General features: G+C 68.8%; 20 protein-coding genes. 6 read left to right on the forward strand and 14 right to left on the reverse strand.

Translation table 11 applies throughout. The features are described from left to right. Positions 1 to 32: 32 nt before the first annotated feature. Positions 33 to 2,534 carry an aminopeptidase N gene (gene pepN / locus ACI2K6_RS03005; RefSeq protein ID WP_404568061.1) on the reverse strand — a complete coding sequence of 834 codons (2,502 nt, stop codon included), beginning with the start codon at positions 2,532 to 2,534 and terminating at the stop codon, positions 33 to 35. Between the two features lie 65 nt (positions 2,535 to 2,599). Here pepN and ACI2K6_RS03010 point away from each other — a divergent pair, with 65 nt between their 5' ends. Together ACI2K6_RS03010 and ACI2K6_RS03015 are read left to right on the forward strand one after the other, a co-directional pair. Next, positions 2,600 to 3,277, forward strand: coding sequence for a TetR/AcrR family transcriptional regulator (locus ACI2K6_RS03010; protein WP_112614182.1), 678 nt, complete (start codon positions 2,600 to 2,602; stop codon positions 3,275 to 3,277). After that, positions 3,274 to 3,876: a hypothetical protein gene (locus tag ACI2K6_RS03015; protein WP_274177693.1), complete on the forward strand. Its 603-nt coding sequence runs from the start codon at positions 3,274 to 3,276 to the stop codon at positions 3,874 to 3,876. The genes ACI2K6_RS03010 and ACI2K6_RS03015 overlap by 4 nt, the downstream gene beginning before the upstream one ends. Here ACI2K6_RS03015 and dxs read toward each other — a convergent pair. The 5 genes from dxs to dut all read right to left on the reverse strand — a co-directional run bounded on the left by dxs (position 3,858) and on the right by dut (position 10,737). Next, positions 3,858 to 5,846, reverse strand: coding sequence for a 1-deoxy-D-xylulose-5-phosphate synthase (gene dxs, locus ACI2K6_RS03020; RefSeq protein ID WP_323987548.1), 1,989 nt, complete (start codon positions 5,844 to 5,846; stop codon positions 3,858 to 3,860). The genes ACI2K6_RS03015 and dxs overlap by 19 nt on opposite strands. Before the next feature lie 104 nt (positions 5,847 to 5,950). Beyond that, positions 5,951 to 8,809, reverse strand: a complete 2,859-nt coding sequence (gene acnA, locus ACI2K6_RS03025) for an aconitate hydratase AcnA (RefSeq protein ID WP_274177691.1) — start codon at positions 8,807 to 8,809, stop codon at positions 5,951 to 5,953. A gap of 133 nt (positions 8,810 to 8,942) precedes the next feature. Then, on the reverse strand, positions 8,943 to 9,710 hold the full coding sequence (locus ACI2K6_RS03030) for a DUF3159 domain-containing protein (RefSeq protein ID WP_274177690.1): 768 nt from the start codon (positions 9,708 to 9,710) through the stop codon (positions 8,943 to 8,945). Further along, on the reverse strand, positions 9,707 to 10,285 hold the full coding sequence (locus ACI2K6_RS03035) for a DUF3710 domain-containing protein (RefSeq protein ID WP_112614172.1): 579 nt from the start codon (positions 10,283 to 10,285) through the stop codon (positions 9,707 to 9,709). Before ACI2K6_RS03035 ends, ACI2K6_RS03030 begins: the two co-directional genes overlap by 4 nt. Further along, positions 10,282 to 10,737, reverse strand: a complete 456-nt coding sequence (gene dut, locus ACI2K6_RS03040) for a dUTP diphosphatase (protein WP_181574120.1) — start codon at positions 10,735 to 10,737, stop codon at positions 10,282 to 10,284. Before dut ends, ACI2K6_RS03035 begins: the two co-directional genes overlap by 4 nt. A 63-nt stretch (positions 10,738 to 10,800) precedes the next feature. On the opposite strand from dut, the gene ACI2K6_RS03045 reads away from it, so the two are divergent. Beyond that, entirely contained in the window at positions 10,801 to 11,247 is a 447-nt protein-coding gene (locus tag ACI2K6_RS03045) for a DUF3093 domain-containing protein (protein WP_404568062.1), read from the forward strand. A 64-nt stretch (positions 11,248 to 11,311) separates the two neighbouring features. On the opposite strand, the gene ACI2K6_RS03050 is transcribed toward ACI2K6_RS03045, so the two are convergent. After that, positions 11,312 to 11,605, reverse strand: coding sequence for a DUF4193 domain-containing protein (locus ACI2K6_RS03050; protein WP_023951316.1), 294 nt, complete (start codon positions 11,603 to 11,605; stop codon positions 11,312 to 11,314). Between the two features lie 228 nt (positions 11,606 to 11,833). On the opposite strand from ACI2K6_RS03050, the gene sepH reads away from it, so the two are divergent. Next, entirely contained in the window at positions 11,834 to 12,877 is a 1,044-nt protein-coding gene (sepH, locus tag ACI2K6_RS03055) for a septation protein SepH (RefSeq protein ID WP_274177688.1), read from the forward strand. 4 nt (positions 12,878 to 12,881) lie between these two features. Here the strand turns inward: sepH and ACI2K6_RS03060 are convergent, their stop codons facing one another. Continuing rightward, positions 12,882 to 14,009: an alkaline phosphatase family protein gene (locus tag ACI2K6_RS03060; protein WP_282502416.1), complete on the reverse strand. Its 1,128-nt coding sequence runs from the start codon at positions 14,007 to 14,009 to the stop codon at positions 12,882 to 12,884. Positions 14,010 to 14,072: 63 nt separating this feature from the next. Between ACI2K6_RS03060 and ACI2K6_RS03065 the strand changes: the two genes are divergently transcribed. Beyond that, positions 14,073 to 16,532, forward strand: a complete 2,460-nt coding sequence (locus tag ACI2K6_RS03065) for a DNA topoisomerase (ATP-hydrolyzing) subunit A (RefSeq protein ID WP_404568063.1) — start codon at positions 14,073 to 14,075, stop codon at positions 16,530 to 16,532. 110 nt (positions 16,533 to 16,642) lie between these two features. Here ACI2K6_RS03065 and ACI2K6_RS03070 read toward each other — a convergent pair whose 3' ends face one another. Beyond that, positions 16,643 to 18,712, reverse strand: coding sequence for a type IIA DNA topoisomerase subunit B (locus ACI2K6_RS03070; protein WP_404568064.1), 2,070 nt, complete (start codon positions 18,710 to 18,712; stop codon positions 16,643 to 16,645). A gap of 194 nt (positions 18,713 to 18,906) precedes the next feature. Here ACI2K6_RS03070 and ACI2K6_RS03075 point away from each other — a divergent pair, with 194 nt between their 5' ends. Further along, entirely contained in the window at positions 18,907 to 19,125 is a 219-nt protein-coding gene (locus ACI2K6_RS03075; protein WP_112614164.1) for a hypothetical protein, read from the forward strand. 84 nt (positions 19,126 to 19,209) lie between these two features. On the opposite strand, the gene ACI2K6_RS03080 is transcribed toward ACI2K6_RS03075, so the two are convergent. The 5 genes from ACI2K6_RS03080 to ACI2K6_RS03100 all read right to left on the reverse strand — a co-directional run bounded on the left by ACI2K6_RS03080 (position 19,210) and on the right by ACI2K6_RS03100 (position 24,466). Next, positions 19,210 to 20,217, reverse strand: a complete 1,008-nt coding sequence (locus tag ACI2K6_RS03080; protein WP_404568065.1) for a sugar-transfer associated ATP-grasp domain-containing protein — start codon at positions 20,215 to 20,217, stop codon at positions 19,210 to 19,212. 51 nt (positions 20,218 to 20,268) lie between these two features. Then, positions 20,269 to 21,282 (reverse strand): sugar-transfer associated ATP-grasp domain-containing protein, encoded by a 1,014-nt coding sequence (locus tag ACI2K6_RS03085; RefSeq protein ID WP_240309657.1) that lies wholly within the window; start codon positions 21,280 to 21,282, stop codon positions 20,269 to 20,271. Between the two features lie 10 nt (positions 21,283 to 21,292). Then, a complete protein-coding gene (locus tag ACI2K6_RS03090; RefSeq protein ID WP_114587847.1) occupies positions 21,293 to 21,991 on the reverse strand; it encodes a coenzyme F420-0:L-glutamate ligase in 699 nt (232 codons plus the stop codon). Next, entirely contained in the window at positions 21,988 to 23,310 is a 1,323-nt protein-coding gene (locus ACI2K6_RS03095) for an RNA polymerase sigma factor (protein WP_112614156.1), read from the reverse strand. Before ACI2K6_RS03095 ends, ACI2K6_RS03090 begins: the two co-directional genes overlap by 4 nt. A gap of 229 nt (positions 23,311 to 23,539) precedes the next feature. Continuing rightward, positions 23,540 to 24,466 (reverse strand): proteasome assembly chaperone family protein, encoded by a 927-nt coding sequence (locus ACI2K6_RS03100; RefSeq protein ID WP_112614154.1) that lies wholly within the window; start codon positions 24,464 to 24,466, stop codon positions 23,540 to 23,542. Between the last annotated feature and the right edge of the window lie 32 nt (positions 24,467 to 24,498).

The raw sequence follows: 24,498 nt of genomic DNA on the forward strand, positions 1-24,498 counted from the left end.
CCGTGGCACGAAGCCGCGGGGTCCTCGTCGCGTCACGCCGGTCGGCCCTGCGCGCTCTGCACGCGCAGGTCGCGCTCGCGGACATCGCGCTGCTCGATCACGATGCGACGCAACGCGGCCGGCGCCCCGGGGTTCGAGTCCAGCCACGTCGTCGCCGCCGTCAGGTCATCCGTCGCCGGGAACAGACCGCGCACGAGGCGGCGCGCGATCTCGATGCTCCGGGTCTCCCAGACTCGGCCGATGCGCGAGAAATAGTCGCCGTCGAGGGCCGCGATGAGATCGCGCCGCCCTCCGGCGCGGACACCCGCGATCGTGGCGTCGAGCTCGTCGTTCGACAGGGTCTCGTCTGTCCATGCCGCGACCCACGCGGCCTCGCGCACCGGCGCCTCCGGCAGCGCCGCTCGGGCGGCGCGGTGGGCTCGCCTCCCCTTCGCGGTATCGTCGCGGACCAGCTCGGCGTCGATCTCGGCGGCGCTGGCCTGGCCCGTCGAGGCGAGCGCGAACAGCCAGCTCCATCGCAGGTCCGCATCGAGCACGAGACCCTCGGGGAGCTGCCCTTCGCCGGCGAGCAGCTGGCGCAACGACGCCGCACGCCCCGCATCCACCGCGGCGGCAGCGCCCAGGGCGCGCGCCCAGACAAGCTGGGCGTCCGTCCCGGGGCGGGCTTCGTGCAACGACCGCCAGACGGTCTCCAGCCAGCGCGCGGCGAGCGACTCGCGCTGTGCGGGAGCGGCGTAATGAGCGATCGCGTAGTCGGCATGCGCGACCGCGTCGGTGAGGAGGCCGATGTGCGTCTCGGCCGCGGCGTGCGCTCCGACGATCTCGAGGTAGCGCGCCACTTCGAGGCGACCGTCGCGAACCGCGTTCCAGAGCGCGGCCCACGCCACCGAACGAGCGAGCGGGTCGCCGACCGTCGAGAGCGAGCGCTCGAGGGCTGCCGTCGTGTCACCGTCGAGGCGCACCTTGGCATAGGTGCGGTCGTCGTCGTTCGGGATGATCACGCCCGCGGCATCACCGGGCAGCGGCGTCCGGGCGTCGACGAGATCGAGCTCGACCCCGCCCTCTCGGCGGAGCGCCCCCTCCGACGCCGCGTACCGTCCGATCGTCACGCGGTGGGGTCGGGGATCGGTCTGGACGATCGTGACGCCGTCCGATCCATCGCGCTCGACCGACAGATCCGACATCCCGGTGGTCTCGAGCCAGGCGCGACTCCACGCCCGCAGGTCGCGCCCGGAGGTGTGCTCGAGGGCGTCCAGCAGATCACCGAGCGTGGTGTTCCCGAAGGCGTTGTCGGCGAAGTACTTGCGCGCGCCGGCGAAGAACGCCTCCTCCCCCACGTACGCGACGAGCTGCTTGAGCACGGACGCTCCCTTGGCGTACGTGATCCCGTCGAAGTTGAGCTTGGCCGCCTGCAGGTCGGGAATGTCCGCCACGATCGGATGCGTGGTCGGAAGCTGGTCCTGCTCGTAGGCCCACCCCTTCCGCCGGCTCGCGAAGCTCACCCAGGCATCCAGATAGAGCCCGGTCGCGACAGACGCATGCGAGCCCATGAAGTCCGCGAAGGACTCCTTGAGCCACAGGTCGTCCCACCACCGCATGGTCACGAGGTCGCCGAACCACATGTGCGCCATCTCGTGGAGGATCGTGTTGGCGCGGGCCTCGCGCTGCGCGGCGGTCGCGGCCCCGCGGAAGACGTACGCCTCGGTGAACGTGACGAGACCGGGGTTCTCCATCGCGCCGAGGTTGTACTCGGGCACGAAGATCTGGTCGTACTTGCCCCACGGATAGCCGAGCCCGAACGCCTCACCGAAGTACGCGAGCCCACGGCGGGTGATGTCGATGATCTCCTCGGCGTCGAGGTACGGCGCCAGCGAGGCACGGCACAGGACGCCCAGGTCGACAGGTCCCTCGGGTCCGTCCCAGACCGCGGCGACGCGGTGGTAGGGGCCTGCGGCGACGGCGGTGATGTAACTGGAGATCGGGAGGGTCTCAGCGAAGGTGACCTCGGTACCGCCGTCGAGGTCCCGACGGTCGGTCTCCGCACCGTTGGACAGCACCCGCCAGCCCTCCGGCGCCGCGACCCGCATCCGCCAGCGTGCCTTCAGGTCCGGCTGCTCGAAACACGGGTAGACGCGACGCGCGTCCGCGGGCTCGTACTGCGTGTACAGGTAGACGGCGCCGTCGACCGGGTCGACGAAGCGGTGGAGGCCCTCCCCCGAGCGGCTGTAGACGCCGCGCGCCGCGATCGAGACGGTGTTGCGCTCCGCGAGGTCACGGATGCGGATGCGCGCGCCGTCCCATTCCACGGGCCGGCTCTCGCCGTTCACGATGACCGCATCGACGCTCGAACCGAGGAAGTCGACCCAGGTCTCACCGCCGACGCGCGCATCGAACGACAGGATCGCGCGGGTGCTGAACGTGGTCTCCTCGGCGCGCGGGGCGTCACGGACGTCGAGGGAGACATCGATGGTGTGGAGCCGGACCTCGGCTGCACGATGCTGGGCGTCGGTACGGGTGAGGTTGTCGCCGGTCATCCCTCCATGCTTCCACGGGAGCGGGGAAGCCTGTGGCGGGGCTGCCTGCACGCTAGTATCTGAACATGTTCAGCACCCCGGAGCCGACCGGATCGAAGCGCGACCGCACACGTGCCCTGATCGTCGAGACGGCACTGCGTTCGTTTCGCGAACGCGGCTACGACGCGACCACCATCCGCCGCATCGCGTCGGAGGCCGGCGTGTCGGTCGGGACGACGAACTACCACTTCGCGTCGAAGAACGAGCTCGTGCAGGAGTTCTACCTGCAGGTGCAGCAGGGTCACCGCGCGGCCGCCCTGCCCGGACTCGAGTCGGAGCGCGACCTCAAGGACAGGCTCGCGATCGTCTTCCACACGGGCCTCGATCAACTGACGCCGACGCATGGCCATGCGCCCGAGTTCCTGACGGCCGCCGTCTCGCCGCGATCGTCGATCAACCCGCTGTCGCCCGAGTCGAACGCCTCGCTCGCGATCGTGGAGGATCTGTTCCGTACCGCCGTCGACGGTGCCGACCACAAGCTTCCGAAGGACATCGCCGAGGCGCTGCCCGGCGCGCTCGTTCTCGCGCATCTGCTGCTCGCGATGTACTGGGTCTACGACGAGTCCGATCACCAGGCGAAGACGCGGCGCTTGCTCGACAAGGGCCTGGCACTGCTCGCGATGGCGCTCCCACTGGCGCGCCTCCCGATGCTGCGGCGGCCGGTGCGGGAACTTCTCGACCTCATCGCCGAGGCCCGCTCGTGACGGGCGCCGGCCCGCAACAGCAGCGCGCACCACGTCGAGACTCGCCCCGCACGGATGCCGAACCCCTCGCGTTCACCCGCGCCGAGTTCCTGGCGGGCATCGCCCGCGCGTGGGGCGCGACCACGCTGCTACTCATCGTCGCCTGGGCGGTGCTGACGGGCGGCTTCAGCTTGGTCGTGGGCACCGTGATGATCTTGGTCGTCTCCGTGCCCGCTGTGGTGATCGGCTCCCCCGGCGCATACGCACTCGGCCGCCTCCTGCGACGTTCGCCACGTGTCGGCGCACATCTCATCGCTTTCACGGCCTACGGCGCGCTGGTCGGCTTCGCCACCACGGCCGTCGCCCTTCCCTTGCTCATCGGCGACTCGGGCGACGGGTGGATCGAATCGATCGCCTTCCTCGTCAACGTGCCTCTCAGCGCCCTCGGACTCGCAGGCGCCTGGTTCATCACCATGCGGCGAGCCCTCCGCCTCGACGCCGAGGTGTTCGGCGACGTCGTGCCGACCTCGAACCCGGACGCCGCCACCGAGGATCCCCTCGACGAGAACTACCGCATCATCTCCCCCGACCGGCGACGACGTCAGCGGCCGCGAGGCTGAGGCTCGCCGTCGCTCGCACCCGCGCGGCCCGGCGCGTCGGCGGCATCCGCCCAGTCCGTCGCGGCATCCGCGCTCGGCCGGGCGATCGGGATGCGGGTACCGAGGACCTGCGCGACGACGTCGTGCGCGATCTTCGCGGACGTCAGACCCGCGTCGTCGAGGATCTCGTCGCGCTCCGCGTGATCGATGAACTCGTCGGGCAGTCCGAGCTCGTCGACGGCCGTGTCGATGCCGGCCTCGCGAAGAACCTGGCGGATGCGTGTGCCGATACCACCGACACGGATCCCGTCCTCGATGGTGATGACGAGCCGGTGTCCAGCGGCGAGATCCACGACCGAGCGAGCGACCGGGACCACCCAGCGAGGATCGATGACGGTCGCGCCGATTCCCTGTGCTCGCAGGCGCTCGGCGACCTCGATGCCCAGGCGCGCCATCGGGCCGATGCCGACGATGAGGACATCGTCCGATTCGCCCCGCACCAGCACGTCGGTTCCGTCGTCCAGACGTTCCACAGCGGGCAACTCGTCGCCGACCGATCCCTTCGGATATCGAACGACCGTGGGCGCGTCCTCGATGTCGACGGCCTCACGGAATACCTCGCGGAGACGCTCAGCGTCTCGCGGCGCCGCGATACGGACGCCGGGCACGAGCTGGAGCATCGCGAGGTCCCAGATGCCGTGATGGCTGGGTCCGTCGGGTCCGGTCACGCCGGCCCGGTCGAGGACGAACGTCACACCTGCACGGTGCAGCGCGACATCCATCATCATCTGGTCGAACGCGCGGTTCATGAACGTCGCGTAGATCGCGACGACCGGATGCAGGCCGCCGAAGGCGAGGCCGGCGGATGCCGCGACGGCGTGCTGCTCCGCGATGCCGACGTCCAGGACACGGTCGGGGAACCGCTGCGCGAAGGGCAGCAGCCCGGTCGGACGCAGCATCGCCGCAGTGATCGCGACGACATCGCCGCGGCGCTCCCCCGCAGACACGAGCTCCTCGGCGAACACGTCGGTCCAGGTCGTCTTGCCACCGGAGGAGACCGGCTGGCCCGTCGCAGGGTCGATCTTCCCCACGGCATGGAACTGGTCGGCTTCGTCGAGTCGGGCGGGCGCGTAGCCGCGGCCCTTCTCGGTGATCGCGTGCACGATGACCGGAGCACCGTACGACTTCGCGAGGCGCAGGGTCTCGATCATGGCCTCGAGGTCGTGGCCGTCGACGGGTCCGAGGTACTTGATATCGAGATTCGAGTACAGGGCCTCATTGTTCACGAACCGGGACAAGAATCCGTGAGTCCCACCGCGGAGTCCGCGGTAGACGGCCCGCGCCGCCGGCCCGAGGCGGCCGAAGAGCGACGCTGAGCCTTCGTGCAACGACCGGTAGCCCTCGGTGGTGCGCACCTTGTTCAGGAAACGCGCCATGCCGCCGATCGTCGGCGCGTACGAACGGCCGTTGTCGTTGACGACGATGACCAGGTTGCGATCGTTGTCGTCGGAGATGTTGTTGAGCGCCTCCCACGTCATCCCGCCGGTCAGGGAGCCATCGCCGACCACGGTGACGACATGGCGGTCGGTGCGACCGGTGCGGGCGAAGGCCCGTGAGATGCCGTCGGCCCAGCTGAGCGAGCTCGACGCGTGCGACGACTCGACGACGTCGTGCTCGCTCTCGCTGCGCTGCGGGTAGCCAGCCAAGCCGCCCCGCGAGCGCAGCCGCGAGAAGTCCTGGCGGCCCGTGATCAGCTTGTGCACGTAGGACTGATGCCCGGTGTCGAAGACCACCGGGTCGTTCGGAGAGTCGAAGACCCGATGGATCGCGAGGGTGAGCTCGACGACTCCGAGGTTGGGTCCGAGGTGCCCGCCGCTGCGCGCGACGTTCTCGACGAGGAACGAGCGGATCTCACCGGCGAGCGTCTCGAGCTGAGCGATCGAGAGGGCGTCGAGATCGCGCGGGTGCGAGATCGAGGAGAGCAACGACATCGAGCTCCTCCTTCCATCGGGTGCCGGTAAGTCTAATCAGCGGGATGCACGAGAGGCCGGAGCTGGACGCTCCGGCCTCTCGTGGACTACTGCAGCTCCGTGTCTCAGACGAGCGAGCGCAGCACGTACTGCAGGATGCCGCCGTTGCGGTAGTAGTCGGCCTCACCGGGGGTGTCGATGCGCACGATCGCGTCGAACTCGACCGTCTGCTTGCCCTCGGGCGAGAACTCGCTCGGCTCGGCGACGACCTTCACCGTCTTCGGGGTGACGCCTTCGTTCAGCTGTTCGAGTCCCGTGATCGAGATGATCTCGGTGCCGTCGAGTCCCAGCGACTTCCAGCTCTCACCGGCGGGGAACTGCAGCGGGACGACGCCCATGCCGATCAGGTTCGAGCGGTGGATGCGCTCGAAGCTCTCGGTGATGACCGCCTTCACGCCGAGGAGGTTGGTGCCCTTCGCCGCCCAGTCGCGCGACGAGCCCGAGCCGTACTCCTTGCCGCCGAAGATGACGAGCGGCGTACCCTGCGCCTGGTAGTTCTGGCTCGCGTCGTAGATGAACGACTGCGGGCCGCCCTCCTGAGTGAAGTCGCGCGTGTAGCCGCCCTCGACGACCTTGCCGTCGTTGACCGCTGCCGTGAGCTCGTTCTTCAGACGGATGTTGGCGAAGGTTCCGCGGATCATGACCTCGTGGTTGCCACGGCGCGAGCCGTAGGAGTTGAAGTCCTTCTGCGCGACGCCGTGCTCGGTGAGGTACTGCGCGGCCGGGGTGCCGGCCTTGATGTTTCCGGCCGGGCTGATGTGGTCGGTGGTGACCGAGTCGCCCAGCGTCGCCATGACGCGCGCACCGGTGATGTCGGCGACCGGGGTCAGCTCCATCTGCATGCCGTCGAAGTACGGCGCCTTGCGGACGTAGGTCGAGTCCTCGTCCCACTCGAACACCGGGCCGGTCGGCGTGGGCAGGTTCTTCCAGCGCTCGTCACCGTCGAACACGGTGGCGTACTGCTTGATGAACTGCTCACGCGAGATCGACGAGTCGATGATCTCCTGGACCTCATCGGGAGCGGGCCAGATGTCCTTGAGGAAGACGTCGTTGCCGTCCGAGTCCTTGCCGAGCGCATCGGTCTCGAAGTCGAAGTTCATCGACCCGGCCAGGGCGTACGCGACGACCAGCGGCGGCGAGGCCAGGTAGTTCATCTTGACGTCGGGGCTGATGCGGCCTTCGAAGTTGCGGTTGCCCGAGAGCACCGCGGTGACCGCGAGGTCGTTCTCGTTGATCGCGGCCGAGACCTCTTCGATCAGCGGGCCGGAGTTTCCGATGCAGATCGTGCAGCCGTAGCCGACGGTGTAGAAGCCGAGGTTCTCGAGGTCCTTGTCGAGGCCGGACTTCTCGTAGTAGTCGGTGACGACCTTCGAGCCGGGGCCGAGCGTCGTCTTGACCCACGGCTTGCGCGTGAGGCCGCGCTCCGAGGCCTTGCGGGCCAGCAGACCTGCGGCGATCATGACCGACGGGTTCGACGTGTTGGTGCACGACGTGATGGCCGCGAGCGTCACTGCGCCGTTGTCGAGCATGTAGCTCTCGCCCGACGGCTGCGTGACCTTCACCGGGTTGGATGCCGCATGGCGTGCGCCGCTCGAGAGCAGACCCGCGTGCGCGTGGTCGTGCTGGTGCGAGACGGTGTCGTCGGAGTGGGTCTCGTGCTCGACGCCCGGGGCGTTGCCCGGGTCGGACGCCGGGAAGGTGCCCTCGACCTCGACGGCCTCGTCGGCGGCCGTCGCGTAGTTGAGGATGTCCTTCGCGAACTGCTCCTTCGACTCCGACAGGAGGATGCGGTCCTGCGGGCGCTTCGGGCCGGCGATCGACGGGACGACCGTCGAGAGGTCGAGCTCCATGTACTCGCTGTAGCTCGGCTCGTTCGCGGGGTCGTGCCAGAGCGACTGCTCCTTCGCGTACGCCTCGACGAGGGCGACGGTCTGCTCGTCGCGGCCGGTCAGGCGCAGGTAGTCGAGCGTGACGTCGTCGATGGGGAACATCGCGGCGGTCGACCCGAACTCGGGGCTCATGTTGCCGATCGTGGCGCGGTTCGCGAGCGGGACGGACCCGACGCCGGCGCCGTAGAACTCGACGAACTTGCCGACCACGCCGTGCTTGCGCAGCATGTCGGTGATCGTCAGCACGACGTCGGTCGCGGTGACGCCCGCGGGGATCTCGCCGGTGAGCTTGAAGCCCACGACGCGCGGGATGAGCATCGACACGGGCTGACCCAGCATCGCGGCCTCGGCCTCGATGCCGCCGACACCCCAACCCAGGACACCGAGGCCATTGACCATCGTGGTGTGCGAGTCGGTGCCGACACAGGTGTCGGGGTACGCACGGAGCACACCGTCGACGTTGCGGTCGTAGATGACCTTCGCGAGGTGCTCGATGTTCACCTGGTGGACGATGCCGGTGCCCGGGGGGACGACCTTGAAGTCGTCGAACGCGCCCTGACCCCAACGGAGGAACTGGTAACGCTCGCCGTTGCGCTCGTACTCGATCTCGACGTTGCGCTCGAGGGCGTTCTCGCTGCCGAAGAGATCGGCGATGACCGAGTGGTCGATGACCATCTCGGCGGGCGAGAGCGGGTTGATGCGGTTGGGGTCACCGCCGAGCGCGGTCACCGCCTCGCGCATCGTGGCGAGATCGACGATGCAGGGCACGCCCGTGAAGTCCTGCATCACGACGCGGGCCGGGGTGAACTGGATCTCGGTGTCGGGCTCTGCCGAGGCGTCCCACGAACCCAGCGCGCGGATCTGCTCCTGCGTCACGTTCGCGCCGTCCTCGGTGCGCAGGAGGTTCTCGAGCAGCACCTTGAGGCTGAAGGGAAGACGGTCGTAACCCTCGACCGTGTCGATCCGGAAGATCTCGTAGTCGGTGCTGCCGACCGTCAGGGTGCTCTTGGCTCCGAAGCTGTCAACAGTGGACACGTCTGCTCTCCTTCATCGGCGGGCCGCGCGCTCGCGCGCACTGTCCCATCATCCCCTCGCCGCACCGGTCGATCTAGTGAGGCGACCCTTAGTCGGATCGGGGGAAATTTATCTTGACGTCAAGATAAATGTATCACTCGGCGGGCCGCTTATAGAGCGCCCGCACGGCGAGCCAGGTGACGGCCGCGAGCGGGGCGAACAGCGGCAGGCCCATGACGAGCTTCAGGGTTCCGAGGGCGGCGACTTCGTCGGCGAAGTACAGCGGCAGTTGCACGGCGAGCCTGAGGTAGAAGAGCCCCGCCCAGGCGATCGCGAGCCAGAAGTAGACGCGGCGCTTGCGCTTGTCACGCCTCCAGGCGACGCCCTCGTTCATGAGGAATCCGGCGGCGAGTCCGATGAGCGACCATCCAATGAGGGCCGAGACCAGGAAGGCGGTCCCGTAAGCCGCATTGGTGATCAGACCCGGGATGAAGTTGTCCTGCCCCCGCCCCGTCCACAGCGCCAGCCCCGCGGCCGCAGCGGTAGCGATGAGACCTCCGAATGCGGCTCCTGCCGGGCCGCGCTGGATGAGGCGCAGCAGCGTGAACACCGCGGCGACGCCGACCGACAGCCCGAGCGACAGCCAGAGATTCGCCTCACGGGTCTGCGGGTCCGTCGTGAGCGTGAACACGACGATGAAGACCAAGCCGGGGAGGACGGCCTCGACGATGCCGCGGAAACCGCCCATCGCGCGCCAGACGACGCCCCCGGTCGAAGCCTCGGTGTCGGGATCGAAACCGGCCTTACGCGCAGCCTCGCCGAGCGCGGCTCCGAGAACGCCCGAGGTCGAGGCCACCGGTTCGGGCGGGGTCAGATCGGCGGGGCGCTCGGTCGCGGCCTCGCGCCGTTCGTCAGCGCTCACGCCGAGCCGGGGGTCGCCGGCATCTTGAGCGGGATGAGGTCACGCGGCGGCATCGGCGATCCGCCGCGGACGACCACGAGCGACCGGAAGAGGTCCTCGACCTGCGCAGCCGCGTCGACGTCATTGGTCGCCGCACCGCCGATGACGCCTCGGAGGAACCACCGCGGCCCGTCGACGCCGACGAAACGTGCGAGACGCTTTCCGCTGCCCTCCGCCCCGGCCATCACGGGGACCTCGGCGAGCAGCTCCGGGCCGAGCGGGCCTTCGCGCTCCTCGACGCGACCGCCCTGCTGGCGCACCTGCTGGCGGATCTGCTCGCGCGTCTCCTCCCAGAGCCCCGTCGAACGGGGCGCTGCGAACGGCTGGACCTGAAGCGTCGAACCGGCGTAGTCGAGACCGACCGCGACGATGCGCTTCGTCTGTTCCTCGACCTCGAGACGCAGGTTCAGCCCCTCGCGCGGAAGTACCTTGATGCCGCCCAGATCGATGTACGGACGAACCGGGTTGGCCTCGGACTCGTCGAACGGGCCGGCCGTGGCCCGGTCGGCGGGTGCCGACTTCGCGTCGTCGCTCATGCGGGTACTCCTGTCTGCTGCTGATAGCCGGTCGAGCCGAAACCGCCCTCACCGCGAACGCTCTCGGGCAGGGTGTCGACGGGGATGAAGCGGGCCCGGGTGACGGGCATGACGATCAGTTGGGCGATGCGGTCGCCGGGCGCGATGTCGTACGGCTCGGCGGTGTCGGTGTTCAGGAGCGTGACCTTGATCTCTCCGCGGTACCCGGCGTCGACCGTTCCCGGCGAGTTGACCACGGTGATCCCGTGCTTCGCCGCGAGCCCGCTGCGCGGCACGACGAAGGCGGCGAAGCCGTCCGGCAGGGCGATTCGGACACCGGTCCCCACGAGTGCGCGCTGCCCGGGCTCGAGACGCAGCTGCTCGACGGACACGAGATCTGCTCCGGCATCTCCGGGATGGGCGTAAACGGGAACGTCGGCGGCGATAATGGGGACGTCCACGGATTCGGTCACCCCACGAGGCTAATGCACAGTTCCGCCCCCGCCACCTCGCCCGCCACAAGCTACCGCGAGCGCTTGAGCCCATCCCTGTGGGCTCTGGTGAGCGCCGCCGTCTGCGGGCCGATGGTCGCTCTCGTGCTCGCCCCGCTCGACTCGGTGGTCGGGCTCATCGTCGGCATCGCCGTGGGAGCCCTCGTCGTGGCAGGACTCATCGCCCTCTCACCGGTGATCGAAGTCACCGGCGAGCGGCTCCGAGTCGGGCGCGCGAGCATCGAGCTCACCTACCTCGGCGAGATCGAGACGTTCACCGGCGACGCCGCGCGGCAGGCACGCGGGCCCGGCCTATCGTCGAGTTCCTGGCACCTTCTGCGTGGCGGCATCGACGGAGTCGTACGGATCGCGATCGAAGATGACGACGATCCGGTCACCCACTGGGTGTTCTCCTCGCGGACGCCCGCCCGCGTCGCCGCGGTGATCGAGAGCGCCCGCGCGACCGCCGCCCCGGCCGGCTCCGACGCGTAAACGCCGCCCGGTAAAAGACAGACCCCCGACGCCGGAGCGTCGAGGGTCAGCGAAGGTCGTGCGATCAGGCCGCGCACTCGGTGCAAATGGCGCCGACCTTGGTCTCGTGATCGATCTGGGTGCGGTGCTTCACGAGGAAGCACTCCATGCACGTGAACTCGTCCTCCTGCGGGGGCAGGACGACGACATCGAGTTCGAGGTCCGAGAGGTCGGCCCCGGGTAGCTCGAAGCCCGACGGGTTGTCGGCGTCCTCGTTGTCGATCGAGCCCGACGACTTGTCGGGCACGCGCTCCTTCAGGGCCTCGATCGACTCGCTGTCGTCCTCGGTCTTGCGGGGTGCGTCGTAATCCGTAGCCATGTCGAAAGGCCTCTACTTCCAGGTGTTGCCGGTTGCCGCGCCGAGTGGGGCGGCGATAGTTTGCATGACCGGCGCGATTTTCGCAAAACGTCGCGGAAGATCCTTCCGGGAACGGATGCGCACGACCGGTTCGCCCCCCGAAACCGGCGGCGCGCCCCGGATATTCCCGCGGTGCCCGGATGCCTGTGACACCATGACGGCACACGTATCGCTGGGAGGGTTCTGCGCATGGAACAGCTCAAGGTCATCGGGACCGAGGAGGGCATCCTCGTCCTCGCCACCGAGTCCGGGGAGCGCTTCGCGTTGCCGGTGAACGAGACGCTGCGCGCCCAGCTGCGCCGCGCCCGGCCGACGGACGAACCGCGGGCTCCTCGCCCCAGCCCGCGCGAGATCCAATCGCACATCCGCTCCGGGATGAGCGCCGCTGACGTCGCCACCCTCCTCGGAGTCCGGGTCGAGGACGTCGCGCGTTACGAGCGCCCGATCATCGCCGAACGCGAGCACATCGTCGGGCAAGCGCTCGCCGTGCCCGTCCTCATCGCAGGCGAGCTGGAGCCCGATGCTCAGCCGACCTTCGGAACGGCGGTTCGCACCAAGCTCAGCGAGGCAGGCGCGACCGGCGAGCGGTGGAGCAGCTGGCGCGAACCCGACGGCTGGATCGTGAAGGTCGAGTTCACGGTCGGCGAGGTGGAGCACGACGCACGGTGGTCGTTCGACCCGCGGCGCTCGTCGCTGGCACCGCTGAACTCGGATGCGACGCAGTTGTCGCGCCAGGGGTCGTTGCCGGAGGGACTGATCCCCCGTCTGCGCGCCCTCGACACGCCGCAGGCCAAGGACGAGTCCCGGTTCGACAGCGGCGCCTTCGGGCCGCGGCATCCCGCCGCCGCCGCTGACGCTGACGCGGTCGCGTCGAACTCGCTGCGCAGCACGAACGCGAAGGACGCGGCGATCAAGCGAGCGCCCGAGCCGGTCGTGACCTCGTCGGAGACCGCCGATCTGCTCGAAGCGCTCCGGCGTCGCCGAGGCCAGCGTGAGCCGATGCCCGGCGAGGACCGCGGTGCCGACACGCGTGAACGCACTCCGGTCGCCCTCTTCGATGCCCTGGAGGCCGGTCAGCGCGAGCCAGCCGAGCCTGCGCCGTCCGAACCCGAGACGCCGAAGACCGAGCCCGCGAGCGAGGATTCCGCGCCCGAGACTCGCCGTCGCGGTGGCCGCACGTCGATGCCCTCGTGGGACGAGATCGTCTTCGGCGCTCGCAGCGAGGACGCCTGACCGCTCAGGCGAACGCGCCGAGACGGACGAGCGGAACGATCCGCTCCTGATCCGTCAGAGATCCGTGCTGGCCGACCATGCGCTGCGGTTTCTTGTCGGCGAGACGATCGTCGTAGTAGGCCACCGCTGAGCGCGCGGCGACCAGCACGTCGCCGATCCGCGGTACGACCTCGGGATGCACCGGTCCGAACAGCCCGGCGTCGATCGCCTCCTCGCGCGTCACGACCCAGGAGCGATCCGACTCCGCGTCGCGCCAGCGCGAAGCGACGCGTTCGGCCGCGCCGTCGGACGCATAGAGGTGCAGCATCCGCGGCTCGCCGCCGATGACTTCGACCTCGTCGAGGAGCGGGTCCCCCTCTCGGAGCAGCACATGCCGGTGCGCGGGAACGTCGATCATGCCGTGGTCGGCCGTCAGCACCGCGCCGATCCCGGGTGCCAGTTGACGGTCCCAGCGCCGCAGCTCGGCGTCGAGCGACTCCAGCTCGGCCGACCACCGGTCGCTCTCCCAGCCCTGCGCGTGCCCGATGACGTCGAGCTCGGGAATGTAGACGTAGACGAGGGACCCGTCATGAGTGCCCGCGAGGGCCTCAGCCATCGCGAGACGCTCGCCGATCCCCGAGGCCGCGACGAACTCGGCCCCGCGCACCGTAGCCGTCGTGAACCCCGTGCCGGCGTACTGCGCCCGGCTCACGACGAAACAGCGTCTTCCCCCGGCGACCTCGCGCTCGAAGACCGGCTGCGAGCGCTGCCACGAGAGCGGATCGAGCCCGTCTTGCTCCCACCCCGTCAGCTGATTGGGAGCGGATGCGGTGCCCGGCACGCGGACGCGATAGCCGACGATGCCGTGCTCACCCGGAAGCACGCCGGTGAAGAGGCTGCTCAGGGCGGCGGCGGTCGTCGCCGGGAACACCGTGCGAGCGGCATCCCGCTTGGCCATCCGCTCGGAGAGGAACCGGGCGTAAGCGGCCCGCTGAGCGAGGTTGCCGCGCCCCAGCCCGTCGGCGACGATGACGATCGCCGATCGCGCCGGAGCGAACCAGTCGGATCGACCCGAGACGGAGGCGACCAGCTGCGGCAGCACACCGGTGAGGCTCCGGGCCGCCGGCGGGTCGATCGGTAGGCTGGAGGGCATCGCGGACAGTCTCGCACACCCGGCATCCGCACTCCCATCCCCGATCGAGGTCCGTACAGCTCCATGGCCGCATCCCGCACCGCTTCACCCGTCCCCGACCAGCCGGAGCGCATCGAGGACGTCGACGTCTCGGCGGAGATGCAGGGTTCGTTCCTCGAGTACGCGTATTCGGTCATCTACTCCCGCGCGCTTCCCGACGCGCGTGACGGCCTCAAGCCCGTGCAGCGGCGCATCCTGTTCCAGATGGCCGACATGGGCCTCCGTCCTGACAAGGGGCACGTCAAGAGCGCCCGTGTCGTGGGCGAAGTCATGGGAAAGCTGCACCCGCACGGCGACTCCGCGATCTACGACGCGCTCGTCCGTCTCGCACAGGACTTCGCTCTGCGCGTGCCCCTGGTCGACGGACACGGCAACTTCGGCTCGCTCGACGACGGGCCTGCGGCAGCGCGGTACACCGAGGCCCGGCTGGCGCCCTCCGCGCTGGCCCTGACCGAGAACCTCGACGAGGACGTCGTCGACTTCGTCCCGAACTACGACGGACAGTTCCAGCAGCCGGCCGTCCTTCCCGCCGCGTACCCGAACCTGCTGGTCAACGGAACGACGGGCATCGCCGTCGGCATGGCGACGAACATGGCGCCGCACAACCTCATCGAGGTCGTGGCGGCAGCCGTGCACCTGCTCGAGAACCCCGACGCGACGCTCGACGAGCTCATGGAGTTCGTGCCGGGCCCCGACCTGCCCGGCGGCGGCGTGATCGTCGGACTCGACGGCATCAAGGATGCCTACACGAACGGGCGCGGCACCTTCCGCACCCGCGCGAAGGTGTCGGTCGAGTCGCTCGGGCCACGGCGCACCGGTCTCGTCGTGACCGAGCTGCCGTACATGGTCGGCCCCGAGCGGATCATCGAGAAGATCAAGGACGCCGTCAACGCCAAGAAGCTGACCGGTATCTCGGATGTCCAGGACTTCACCGACCGCAACCACGGGTTGCGCCTCGTCATCACGATCAAGACGGGCTTCGACCCGAACGCGGTGCTCGAGCAGCTCTACCGGCTGACCCCGCTCGAGGACTCGTTCGGCATCAACAACGTCGCGCTGGTGGAGGGACAGCCCCAGACGCTCGGACTCAAAGAGCTGCTGCGCGTCTACCTCGACCACCGCATCGAAGTCGTCACACGGCGCAGCCGGTACCGCTTGGCCAGGAAGCAGGAGCGCCTGCACCTCGTCGAGGGCCTGCTCATCGCGATCCTCGACATCGACGAGGTCATCCAGGTCATCCGCGCGTCCGATGACGGGGAGCAGGCGAGGACGCGACTGATCGACGTCTTCGATCTCTCGCAGCCGCAGGCCGAGTACATCCTCGAACTGCGTCTACGCCGCCTGACGAAGTTCTCCCGCATCGAGCTGGAGACCGAGCGCGACCAGTTGAAGGCCGAGATCGCGCACCTCGAGGAGCTCCTCGCGAGTGACGTGCTGCTCCGAGCCCAGGTGGCCCGCGAGCTCGAGGCGGCCGCCGAGACGTACGGCACGCCGCGTCGCACGCTGCTGCTCAACGGCGGACCCGTGACCGCACGCTCGGGCAAGAAGGCCGGCGTCGACCTGCAGATCGCCGACGCGCCCTGCCGCGTGTTCCTGTCGGCGACCGGCCGCATGGTCCGCGCAGAGCTCGGCGAAGATCTGCTCAGCAGCGGCATCGTCCCGCCTGCGCGGCGGAGCAAGCACGACGCCATCCGATCGGCCGTCGACGCGACGGTCCGGGGCGACCTCGGCGCCGTCACCAGCACGGGGCGCCTCGTCCGCTTCTCGCCCGTCGATCTGCCCTCGGTTCCCGGCAACAGCGTTCAGCTCGCGGCAGGCTCGAAGGCCGACCAGTACCTCGGGCTCGGCCCGAACGAGCACGTCGTGGCCATCGTGCCGTTGACCGGCGAACCGCCGATCGCGCTCGGCACGGCTCAGGGCGTGGTCAAGCGTGTCGCGGCCACCGAGCTCGCGCCGGGGAAGCCCGACGCCGAGATCATCTCGCTCAAGCCCGGTGATCGCGTCGTCGGCGCCGCGCCCGCCCCCGACGGTACCGAGCTGGTCTTCGTCACCTCCGACGCCCAGCTGCTGCGCTTCGACGCGGCTGCGGTGCGGCCGCAGGGTCGAGCCGCCGGCGGCATGGCGGGCGTCCGCGTCGCAGACGGCGAGCGAGTCATCGCGTTCACCGCCGTGACCGCGTCCGAGAACACCGTAGTCGTCACGATCGCTGGGTCGACGCAGTCGCTCGCCGGTGCTGACGCCGGCAGCGGCAAGGTGTCGGCATTCTCCGAGTTCCCGGCGAAGGGCCGCGCGACCGGCGGCGTCCGTGCGCAGCGCTTCCTGCGCGGCGAAGACACGCTGACCCTGGCGTGGGTGGGCGACTCCCCCCGCGCGGTCGGTCCTGACGGTGCGACCCGCGCTCTGCCCGAGGCCGGAGCCAAGCGCGACGCGTCAGGCCAGCCTCTGGATGGCGTGATCGGTGCGGTCGGCACCGTCGTCGCCTGAGCCGCCGGCCCCCGAACCTCGGAGAATGACGTCGACCTCGGACCCCTGGCCGAGATCCCTCCGAAGCTCTCGTCGTCCTCCGAGCTTCGTGCGCGCAGCCGCGGCGTGGGTCAGGCGTCGATGGCCTCGCGCGAGAGACGGTCGCTCGAGGTGACGATGAAGTCGCGGCGCGGCGCGACCTCGTTGCCCATGAGCAGCTCGAAGACGGCGTTGGCCGCATCGGCGTCCTCGACACGGACACGGCGGAGCGTACGGCCGGCGCGATCCATCGTGGTCGTCGCGAGCTGATCGGCATCCATCTCGCCGAGACCCTTGTAGCGCTGCACGGGCTCCTGCCATTTCCGCCCGGACTTGCGGAGCTTCGTGAGCAGCCCGTGGAGTTCGGCCTCGGAGTATGTGTAGATCGTCTCGTTCGGCTTCGACCCCGGGTTGACGACGACCACGCGGTGCAGCGGCGGAACCGCAGCGAACACGCGACCCTCCTCGATGAGCGGTCGCATGTACCGGAAGAAGAGCGTGAGCAGCAGGGTACGGATGTGTGCGCCGTCGACGTCGGCGTCGCTCATCAGGATGACCTTGCCGTAGCGAGCCGCGCTCAGGTCGAACGAGCGTCCCGACCCCGCGCCGATCACCTGGATGATGGCGGCGCATTCGGCGTTGGAGAGCATGTCGCTGACCGACGCCTTCTGCACGTTGAGGATCTTCCCGCGAATGGGGAGCAGCGCCTGATACTCGCTGTTGCGGGCGTGCTTGGCGGTGCCGAGCGCCGAGTCACCCTCGACGATGAACAGCTCGGACTCGGCCACGTCGTTGCTGCGGCAGTCCGCGAGCTTCGCCGGCAGCGACGAGGACTCGAGAGCGGTCTTGCGCCGCTGCGTCTCCTTGTGGGTGCGCGCCGAGATGCGCGCCTTCATCTCGGAAACGACCTTCTCGAGCAGCTGCCCCGTCTGCGCTTTGTCGTCGCGTCTGGTGGATGAGAACAGCGCACCCAGTTCACGGTTGACGACGGATGCCACGATCTGCCGCACCGCCGGTGTTCCGAGGATCTCCTTGGTCTGGCCCTCGAACTGGGGCTCGGGCAGACGGACCGTCAGGACCGCGGTGAGCCCGGCCAGGATGTCGTCCTTCTCCAGCTTGTCGTTGCCGACCTTCAGGCGCCGAGCGTTCTGCTCGACCTGGCTGCGGATGATCTTCATCAGACCCTGCTCGAAGCCCTGCTGGTGGGTTCCGCCCTTCGGAGTCGCGATGATGTTCACGAACGACCGGGTGACGGTCTCGTAGCTCGTGCCCCACCGCAGCGCGATGTCGACCTCGCACGATCGCTCGACCTCGGTCGGGACCATCGCACCGTTGGCCTGGAGCACGGGCACGGTCTCGGTGAAGTTTCCCGAGCCCGTCAGCCGCCAGGTGTCGGTGATCGGGGCATCGGGAGCGAGGAACTCGGCGAACTCGGAGATGCCGCCGTCGAAGCGATAGCTCGTCTCGACCCGCTCCTCGCCGCGCTCGTCGACGATGACGATCTCGAGGCCCGGGACGAGGAAGGCGGTCTGCCGTGCCCGCTGCACGAGCTCTTCGAGATGGAAGGCGGCATCCTTCGTGAAGATCTGACGGTCGGCCCAGTAGCGGATGCGGGTACCGGTCGTACCCCGGGGCGCCTTGCCGACCACACGCAGCTCGGACGAGCGCTCGAACGGGGTGAACTCCGAGTCGGGCGTATCGCCCGCGAAGAGCCCCGGCTCGCCGCGATGGAACGACATCGCGTAGGTCTTGCCCGCGCGGTCGACCTCGACGTCGAGGCGCTCCGACAGGGCGTTGACGACCGATGCGCCGACACCGTGGAGACCGCCCGACGCCGCGTACGAGCCGCCACCGAACTTGCCGCCGGCATGCAGCTTGGTGAAGACGACCTCGACACCGGTCAGGCCGGTGCGGGGCTCGACGTCGACGGGGATGCCGCGGGCGCGGTCACGCACCTCGACGCTGCCGTCGGCATGGAGCACGATGTCGATGCGCGAGCCGTATCCGCCCAGGGCCTCGTCGACGGAGTTGTCGATGATCTCCCAGAGGCAATGCATGAGGCCGCGGGAGTCGGTCGAGCCGATGTACATGCCGGGGCGTTTGCGGACGGCTTCGAGCCCTTCGAGCACCTGGAGGTGGTGGGCGGAATACTCAGCAGTCACGATCTCCAAGCGTATCCGCGGGCGCCGACACGCTGGGGAGGACACACGAGGTCACGGCGGTCCCGGTCCGGTCTGTGCGCGGTGAGCGTACGCGCAGAGCGAAATGCACGTCAAATGGGGCATACCCCCGGCTGGTCGTGGTTGTATCGAAGGCACTCAGTTGCACGACCCGATCGACCGAGGAGGCACCCATCATGACCACGAACACTTCCGAGAGCACCGCCGTCCTCGAACACCGCCTGACTGCGGCAGATCGCTGTGACTCGTGCGGCGCACAGGCTTACATCGCCGCCGAGGTGAACGGCAGCGAGCTCCTCTTCTGCGCCCACCACGGCCGCAAGTACGAAGAGAAGCTCCGCGCCGTCGCCACCAGCTGGCACGACGAGACCTCGCGCCTCGTCGCAGCCGGCTGAGGACGGCCTCACGACGAAAGCCCCGAGCATCGCGCTCGGGGCTTTCGCGTACCGGGAACCGCGGCGCAGTTCCCGGTCGTCAGGTCAGAACCCGACGGCCGCCTGGTACACGGGAAGCAGGCCGGTGCGCACGCCCGAGGCCGACGGCTTGGGCTGGAACACGCTCGAGTTGTGATTGCCCTCGATGACGACCGGACCGTTCGGCGTGACCGCCAGGTCCCATCCGACGTAGGGCGCCTCCGGCGTCCGGCGAGCCAGCTGTTCGGTCAGCGCGAGCACCTGGTCGAACAACGGAACGGTGAAGCCGACGATCGGGGTGCCGGTCACGGGGTGCTCGCGGTAGACGTTCGAGTTCTTGTCCACGCCCGGGTAGAGCGCGACGCCGTGCTCGTCGAGCATCGTGAACATCCCGCCCGAGGCGAAGTTGTCGATGACGTCGCCGTTGCCGATCCGCAGCACACCGGCGAGGAGGCGCACATCGCCCTCCGGGGTGAGGAACGTGATCATCCGTACCGTGTTGACGCTGTCGGGGTAGAGCGAGGCCATCTCGGGATGCTGCACGATGAACTCGTCGACGATCGACTGCCCGGCGGCGGTGGCCTCGGCGCGGAAGGCCGCAGCATCCGTCACGTTCTCGTGCAGGGTGATCCCGCCGCCGCCGTGTCCGTCGAGCGGCTTCGCCAGAACCTTCGGGTGGCGGCCGAGGAACGCACCGAGTTCCGCGTCGTCGACATCGCGCAGGTCGAGCGTCTCGCGGCCGAGCAGGTCGGCGTACTCGCGAGCGAACCGGCGCTTGTCCTCCAGCATCGCGCGCCCCTCGGGCGTGTTGTGCATGCGGGTGATCCGGAACGACTTCGGGTGCGTCATCCAGGTGGCGCGCTCGCGCGCGTTCAGCAGACGGATGTCCCAGACCGCGTAATCGCGGAATCCCATGTCGTACTTGACCGAGCACCAGAGCATGTCGGCGATGATCAGCGGCAGCGGTGCCTTCGACACCTTCTGCACCTGGCGCCCGAACTCGACGAGGTTGCCGACCCGGACGTTGCGGGCACGGTCGAGGAGGTAGCCCAGCCGTACGCGTGATCGACCCATTGCTCGTTCTCTCCGTGTTTCTCGGTGTTCCGGTGGCGGATCCAGCGGACCTCAGAAGCGCATGGCGGCGCGGTAGCGCGGCAGCAGCCCGCGCCGGATGCCCGACACCGACGGCTTCGACTGGAACACACCCGTGTTGTGATTGCCCTCGATGACGACGGGCCGCTCGGGCGTGATCGCGATGTCCCAGCCGATGTACGGCATCTCGGGAACCCGTCGGGCGAGCCGATCGACGAGCTCGAGCACCTGCGGGTAGAGCGGAACCTGGTAGCCCGTGATCGGAACTCCGGTGATCGGGTGCGTCTCGAACGGGCGGCCTTCTTCATCGCTCGCGGCGTGGAGGGCGCGGCCCTCGTCGTCGAGCATCGTGTACATGCCACCGTTGGAGAAGTTGTCGATCACTCCCCCATTGCCCACCTTCAGCACCGAGGCGAGGACGTGAACCACATCGTCGGGGTCTCGATAGGTCACCACGCGGAGCGAGTTGACGCTGCCGGGATAGAGCCGCGCCATCTCCGGATGCTGCACCAGGACCTCTTCGACGAGCGTCTCACCCGACGCCAGAAGCTCCTCGCGAAGCGCGGCGACGTCATCGATCGAGGCGACCTCGCGCATCGTGATGCCGTTGCCGCCGACTCCCCCGGGGTTCTTGGTGATGACGCGGTCGCGACCGTCGAGGAAAGCGGCGAGGGCCGCCGCGTCGGAGGTGGTGACATCGAGCCACGCCCGTCCGAGCTCGTCACCGAACCGCTGGGCGAACTGGAGCTTGTCGTCGAAGACGCCGCGCACTGAGTTGTCGTTGAGACGCCGCGACAGGTGGAACGACTTCGGGTCGGTCATGTATGTCCGGCGCTCACGCGCCTTCAGGATCCGGAAATCCCACTCCGAATAGTTCTCGAAGGTCGTCTCGTAGCGAACGGCGCACCACGCCATGTCGGCGGCGACCCACCACACCGGCGCCTTCGAGAGCGCAGCGGACTGGCGGGCGAACTGGAGCACCCGCTCGCGGTCGAACGATGAGACGCGACGGACGAAGAAACGCGCACGCCGGTAGAGCCGGTTCACCGCTCCCACGTCAGACCTCGCGGATGACGCCGAGCGGCGTCGACTCGTGGCCCTGACCGAGCGGGTTGTCGCGGAGGATCCGCACGAGCCGCTGCTCTCCGGCCTTGTCGAGCGTCGAGCCGAGGATGTTGCCGCCGATGTCGTTGATGTCGACCACCGCGACCTCGGCGACGCCGCCCAGCTGCGACTTGATCCGCGCGGCGACACCCTTCGGGTCGGTAGGCCCGAGGACGACCGCCTTGTTGTAGGGCGGGATGGTTCCGGACGTGGGCCCGTCGATGGCGCGCGCCTTGTCTCCGGCCACGCGGTAGAAGTCGCCCCGGCGGCCGAAGACCTTCGTGACGGCGCTGACGGCGGCGGCGAAGAGGATGCGCGGCGTGCCGCACTCGCGGAGTGCCATCTCCATCGTCTCGGGCATGCCGAGGCCGATGCCGTACGGGGTGCGCGTGACGTACTTCGACAGGAATCGGGCGAGCGGGCGCACCTCGATTTCGTCGAGCGTGTAGGAACGACCCTGCGTGATCGCCACGATCTTCTCGGTGACGAAGAGCAGGTCTCCCGGCTGGACGGTGGACGTGGCGTATTCCGAGATGACGGCCTCGAGATCGTCGCCCGGCATCACCACGCGGGTGCGGATCGGGATCCGCGCGTAGGACGTGCCGTCGACGACGACCTCGAGAGCCTTGCCCTCGTTGGCGGCGCCGGTCACTCGAGGTAGTCCCGCAGCGACTGCGAACGCGACGGGTGGCGCAGCTTCGCCATCGTCTTCGACTCGATCTGACGGATGCGCTCGCGAGTCACGCCGAACGTGTCGCCGATCTGGTCGAGCGTCTTCGGCTGGCCGTCGCCGAGGCCGAAGCGCATGCGGATGACGCCGGCCTCGCGCTCGCTGAGCGAGTCGAGGAGCGACTCGAGCTGACGCTGCAGCATGGTGAAGCCGACCGCGTCGGCCGGGACGACCGCCTCGGTGTCCTCGATGAGGTCACCGAACTCGCTGTCGCCGTCTTCACCGAGGGGTGTGTGCAGCGAGATCGGCTCACGACCGTACTTCTGCACCTCGATGACCTTCTCGGGGGTCATGTCGAGTTCACGGCTCAGCTCTTCGGGCGTGGGCTCGCGTCCGAGGTCCTGCAGCATCTGACGCTGCACGCGGGCGAGCTTGTTGATGACCTCGACCATGTGCACCGGGATGCGGATCGTACGGGCCTGGTCTGCCATGGCGCGCGTGATCGCCTGACGGATCCACCACGTCGCATAGGTCGAGAACTTGAAGCCCTTCGTGTAGTCGAACTTCTCGACGGCACGGATGAGACCGAGGTTGCCCTCCTGGATGAGGTCGAGGAACTGCATCCCGCGGCCGGTGTAGCGCTTGGCGAGCGAGACGACCAGACGCAGGTTAGCGCCCAGAAGGTGGCTCTTGGCGCGCTGACCGTCACGTGCGACCCACTGCAGGTCGAGACCGAGCTGGTTCGACTTCTCGGCCGCCGACATGTGGGAGAGCTTCTCTTCGGCGAAGAGGCCGGCTTCGATGCGCATCGCGAGCTCGACCTCTTCGGCCGCGTTCAGCAGCGGGACCTTGCCGATCTGCTTGAGGTAGTCCTTGACCGGGTCTGCCGTCGCGCCGGTGATCTGCGTCGAGTAGACGGGGACGTCCTCCTCGTCGCTCGACGAGATGACGATGGCGCCGGTCGGCAGCGCCTCGGTGACGACGGGCTTCTTCGACTCGTCGTCGTCCTCGTCGTCGTCGGCCTTGGCCGCATCGCCCGCGGGGGCGGCGTCGTCGGTCACGTCGTCGGTGTCGACCTCGACGTCGTCCTCGACGTCCTCGTCGTCCATCTCTTCGTCGTCGGCCTTGGCCTTCGCCTTGGAAGCCTTCGCGGGGGCGGCCTTCTTCGCGGCGGTCTTCTTCGCAGGCGCCTTCTTCGCGGCGCTCTTGGGCGCAGCCTTCGCTGCGGTAGCGGGCGCGTCCTCGACGAGTTCGGTGTCCTCGCTCGCGCGGGTGCGGGTGGTCTTCGTGCCTGACGTCACGGTTAGCCTCTCACCGGTGCGAACGCACCGGGTTCTCGGACACTAGTAAGACCCTTGTCAAGTCCCCCGCCACTCGAACGACGAGGAGCACAGGATCGACAACGGGTCAGGTCCTTCATTGTCTCATATCTCGTGCGCTGTTCCTGCGCAAGCATTCATTCCTATGAGAACGCCGACGGCCTACGGGGCATTCCCACCATCGGAGATGACCAGGGCCGGAGGGGCAAGCTCAGGAGCGACCGCGCTTGTCGTCGTCCCCTGGCGGGCGCGAAGCGAGGAATCGTTCGAGCTCGGCAGCGAGCTCATCCGCACTCGGAAGATCACCCGTATGGATGATGGGCTGTCCGAGCGCCGACCCCGCCATGTACGAGTCGTAGCGTTCCTCGAGCGTGTGCAGCATGGTCGTCAGCTCTTCGCTGCCGGAAACCTGATCAGCGACCTTCTCGAGGTAGTCGCGGTTCTCGTTGCGCAACGTGTCGCTGTCGAAGACGAGCCCGGTCGCGACGCTCAGGCTGTCGAGGCCGGCGATGGCCGCAGCCGGGTACTCGGTCTCACCGAGGTAATGGGGCACGAGCAGGGCGAAGCCCGCGACGCGCGCGTCGGCCTCGGCGAGACGGAGCTCGAGCAGATGGCCCGCCGTGGCGGGGATCTGCGTTCGGGGCTGCCAGACGGAGTGGGCCGCCGTGAGTTCGGAGCGGGTACCGCTGACCGTCGCGCCGATGGGTCGCGTGTGCGGCACGGGCATGGGAATCGCGTGCACCCACGTGATCGAGGCGACCTGCATCCCCTCGGCCAGACCCACGACGGTTTCGGCGAACGCCTCCCACGCGAAGTCGGGCTCGTAGCCGGCGAGCAGCACGAACGGCTGGCCGAGCGAGTCGTGCGCGAGAGAGAGCTCCAACCGCGGCGCGCGGTAGTCGGTGAGGTGATCCTCGTCGAAGGTGACGATCGGCCGTCGTGCGCGGTAGTCGAACAGGACGTCGTTGTCGAACGCGACGACCGTCGTGGGGTCGAGCTCGCCACGGAAGTACTCGACGATGCGCGAGACCGCACCGCCGGCATCCGTGAACCCGGTCAGCGCGATGACGAGCGGCAGCCCCGCGGGGACGGGCGGAGACCCGGCGGCACGTGCGTAGAGCGGTCCGGACAGCGGCATGGTTCAACTCTACGAGGCCCATCACACCCCCG

It is taken from the genome of Microbacterium sp. NPDC006705, from assembly GCF_044903545.1.
Taxonomy (GTDB): Bacteria; Actinomycetota; Actinomycetes; order Actinomycetales; family Microbacteriaceae; genus Microbacterium; species Microbacterium plantarum.

Coding starts and splice junctions, on each gene's coding strand:
- ACI2K6_RS03060 (WP_282502416.1), bottom strand. CDS start 14,009: ATGCCCTCCAGCCTACCGATCGACCCGCCGGCGGCCCGGAGCCTCACC.
- ACI2K6_RS03080 (WP_404568065.1), bottom strand. CDS start 20,217: ATGGGTCGATCACGCGTACGGCTGGGCTACCTCCTCGACCGTGCCCGC.
- ACI2K6_RS03035 (WP_112614172.1), bottom strand. CDS start 10,285: ATGAGCGACGACGCGAAGTCGGCACCCGCCGACCGGGCCACGGCCGGC.
- dxs (WP_323987548.1), bottom strand. CDS start 5,846: ATGTCGTTGCTCTCCTCGATCTCGCACCCGCGCGATCTCGACGCCCTC.
- ACI2K6_RS03100 (WP_112614154.1), bottom strand. CDS start 24,466: ATGCCGCTGTCCGGACCGCTCTACGCACGTGCCGCCGGGTCTCCGCCC.
- ACI2K6_RS03010 (WP_112614182.1), top strand. CDS start 2,600: ATGTTCAGCACCCCGGAGCCGACCGGATCGAAGCGCGACCGCACACGT.
- pepN (WP_404568061.1), bottom strand. CDS start 2,534: ATGACCGGCGACAACCTCACCCGTACCGACGCCCAGCATCGTGCAGCC.
- ACI2K6_RS03065 (WP_404568063.1), top strand. CDS start 14,073: ATGGCCGCATCCCGCACCGCTTCACCCGTCCCCGACCAGCCGGAGCGC.
- sepH (WP_274177688.1), top strand. CDS start 11,834: ATGGAACAGCTCAAGGTCATCGGGACCGAGGAGGGCATCCTCGTCCTC.
- ACI2K6_RS03075 (WP_112614164.1), top strand. CDS start 18,907: ATGACCACGAACACTTCCGAGAGCACCGCCGTCCTCGAACACCGCCTG.
- ACI2K6_RS03050 (WP_023951316.1), bottom strand. CDS start 11,605: ATGGCTACGGATTACGACGCACCCCGCAAGACCGAGGACGACAGCGAG.